This is a genomic window from Protofrankia sp. CiP1_Cm_nod4 (assembly GCF_982290645.1).
Genome location: NZ_CEVIVC010000027.1, coordinates 25,608 through 28,372 on the forward strand (window position 1 = coordinate 25,608; position 2,765 = coordinate 28,372).

Annotated in this window: 2 protein-coding genes; both read left to right on the plus strand. The window is 74.8% G+C overall.

Features of this window, described 5'->3' with window-relative positions; genetic code table 11:
• Window positions 1-140: 140 nt before the first annotated feature.
• Window positions 141-1,247 carry a uroporphyrinogen decarboxylase gene (gene hemE / locus AC5LSR_RS07845; protein WP_250282126.1) on the plus strand — a complete coding sequence of 369 codons (1,107 nt, stop codon included), beginning with the start codon at window positions 141-143 and terminating at the stop codon, window positions 1,245-1,247.
• Between the two features lie 643 nt (window positions 1,248-1,890).
• The coding region (gene hemG, locus AC5LSR_RS07850) for a protoporphyrinogen oxidase (protein WP_493468298.1) at window positions 1,891-2,765 on the plus strand (875 nt) is incomplete at its 3' end.

The following is a 2,765-nucleotide window of genomic DNA, read 5'->3' on the forward strand; positions in this document are numbered from 1 at the left end:
CCGTGTGCCGCGGTGGGCGCCGCGGTGGGCGTGGCGGTGGGCGTGGCAGGAGGCGTGGTGGCGGGCGTGACGGAGGTCGCGACCGGGCCGCACCCCCTGTCGGAGGCATCCTTCGCGATGAACGTGCAACCATCAGGGTCATGTGTGCGGCAGCGGTGGATCCGGCGGTGGATCCAGTGGAACCAGGCGGGACGTCCGAGGTGGGTGGGGTGCCCGGGCCACGCCCCGAGTTGCGCGACGCGCCGTTCCTGCGTGCCTGCAGGGGCGAGCCCGCCGAGCATGTTCCGGTGTGGTTCATGCGTCAGGCGGGCCGCGCGCTGCCCGAGTACCGCAAGCTGCGCGCGGGCACGGCGATGCTCGACTCCTGCCGTGATCCGGATATGGTGACAGAAATCACACTACAGCCGATACGCCGTTTCGGTACGGATGCCGCGATCCTGTTCTCCGACATCGTGCTGCCCCTGGTCGCCATCGGGGTGGACATCGACATCGTCGCCGGGGTGGGCCCGGTCGTCGCGGAGCCGGTCCGGGACGGTGCCGCGCTGGCCCGGCTGCGCCCGCTCGCCGGCGACGACGTCCCGTACGTGACCGAAGCCGTCCACACGCTCGTGCGCGAGCTGGGGCCGACCCCGCTGATCGGCTTTGCCGGGGCTCCGTTCACCCTGGCCAGCTATCTCGTCGAGGGCGGGCCGAGCCGGACGCACGCCCGCACCAAGCAGCTGATGTACAGCGCGCCGCAGGTGTGGCACGAGCTGGCCGACCGGCTCGCCGACATCACCATCGGTTACCTTCGGGTCCAGGTGGACGCGGGGGTGAGCGCGCTGCAGCTGTTCGACTCGTGGGCCGGGGCGCTGGACGAGGCCGACTACCGCCGCTACGTCCTGCCCCACAGCCGGCGGGTCCTCGAGGCGTTCGCCGGGGACGGCGTCCCCCGCATCCATTTCGGGGTGAACACCGGGGAACTGCTCACCGTCATGGCCGATGCCGGGGCCGACGTGGTGGGGGTGGACTGGCGGGTCCCGCTGGACGAGGCCGCCCGCCGGATCGGCCCGGGCCGGGCGGTGCAGGGCAACCTCGACCCGACCGCCGTCTTCGCGCCGCGTGACGTCCTCGCCGAGAAGGTCCATGACGTGTGCGCCCGCGGCGCCAAGGCGGACGGCCACGTGTTCAACCTCGGGCACGGCGTGCTGCCCGAGACCGACCCGGACGTGCTCGCCCACATCGTCGAGCTGGTGCACGAGTTCTGAGCACCGCCCGTCCGCCGGCCGTCGCTTTCCCGGGCACCGCTTTCCGGGAGCCACTCTCCTGGCCGGCGTCTTGCCGGCCAGGGCTCTCCTGATCGGTGCCCTTCCGGTCCCGGTGCCCTCCTGATCGTCATTCCGGCCGTCCGACGGGCGGGCTGGGCAGCCTCTGCCCGGTCAGCCGGCGGGGCGGCCAGGGCCCGGCCCCCGCCGCGCCATCGCGCGGCGCCGTGCGGCCCACGGCTCATGCGGCATCGTGCGGCCCGGGCGGCGCGGTGCGGCCCGCGCGGCATCGTGTGGCGCCTGGCACGGGAAGTCGGGCTGGAGCTGGCCGTCACGGGCGGCGCGGTGCGGCCCGGGCGGCATCGTGTGGCGCCGCACGGTATCCGCTGTGGCGCGGCGTAGGTCTTAAGTGACTTTATGCGATGTTATGTGACGCCGTGTGGGCGGCCGGGTGCCTTTCCTCACCCTTGCCGGGCAATCTTCGCCCGTCGCGGTCCGGCGGGCGGACGCGGGAGGAAACTGGTGCGGGTCACGCAACATGCGGCCGTCGGCCCGGGCCGGCACGCCGCTGGACAATGGCGGCCGGTGCGCGGACGGTGGCCAGGCGTATCGGGTGAGGTGGCCGTAACGGGAGGAGCGGGTCTGCATGCGGGTCGTCGTGGTCGGAGCGGGTGTCGCGGGGCTTGCGGCCGCCCATGCACTGCGGGGCCGAGCCCAGGTCACCGTCGTGGAGGCCGCCGACCGGGTCGGGGGCAAGCTGCGGACGACCCCGTTCGAGGGGCTCGAGCTTGAGGAGGGCGCCGAGTCGTTCCTCGTCCGGGTGCCGGACGCGGTGCGGCTGGCCCGTCATGTGGGCCTCGGCCACGACATCGTCCACCCGGCCACCACCAGCGCGTCGCTGCTGATCTCCGGCCGGCTGCGCCCGCTGCCGCCGCGGACCCTGCTCGGCGTCCCGACCGACGTGGTCGGCCTGCTGCGCTCCCGGGTGCTCTCCCCGGCCGGGCTCGTGCGCGCCGCGGCCGATCTGGTGCTGCCGCACACCCCGCTGCCGGCCGATCCCACGGTCGGCGGCTTCGTGGGTGCCCGGGTCGGCCGCCAGGTCGTCGAACGCCTGGTGGATCCGCTGCTCGGCGGGGTGTACGCGGGGCGGGCCGACGCCATGTCGCTGCGGGCCACGGTCCCGCAGCTGGCCCCGATCATGTCCGAGAGCCGTTCGCTGCTGCTCGGGGCGTACCGGGCGCGGGCCCGTACCGCGCCGGCCGACCCCGCGTCCGCCCCGGTGTTCGCCTCGGTGCGCGGTGGTCTGGGCCGCTTCGCCGCGGCCGTCGCGGACGCCAGCGAGGCGGAGATCCTGCTGGGGACGCGCGTGCGCAGGCTCAGCCAGACCGCCGCCGGCTGGCGGGTGAGCCTCGTCGGCCGTGGGCCGCGGGCCGTGCCGGACGGCGCCGGCGGTGACACCGGCGCGGGCACAGGCCCCGGCCCCGATGCCGGCCTCACAGCCGGCCTCACAGCCGGCCTCAC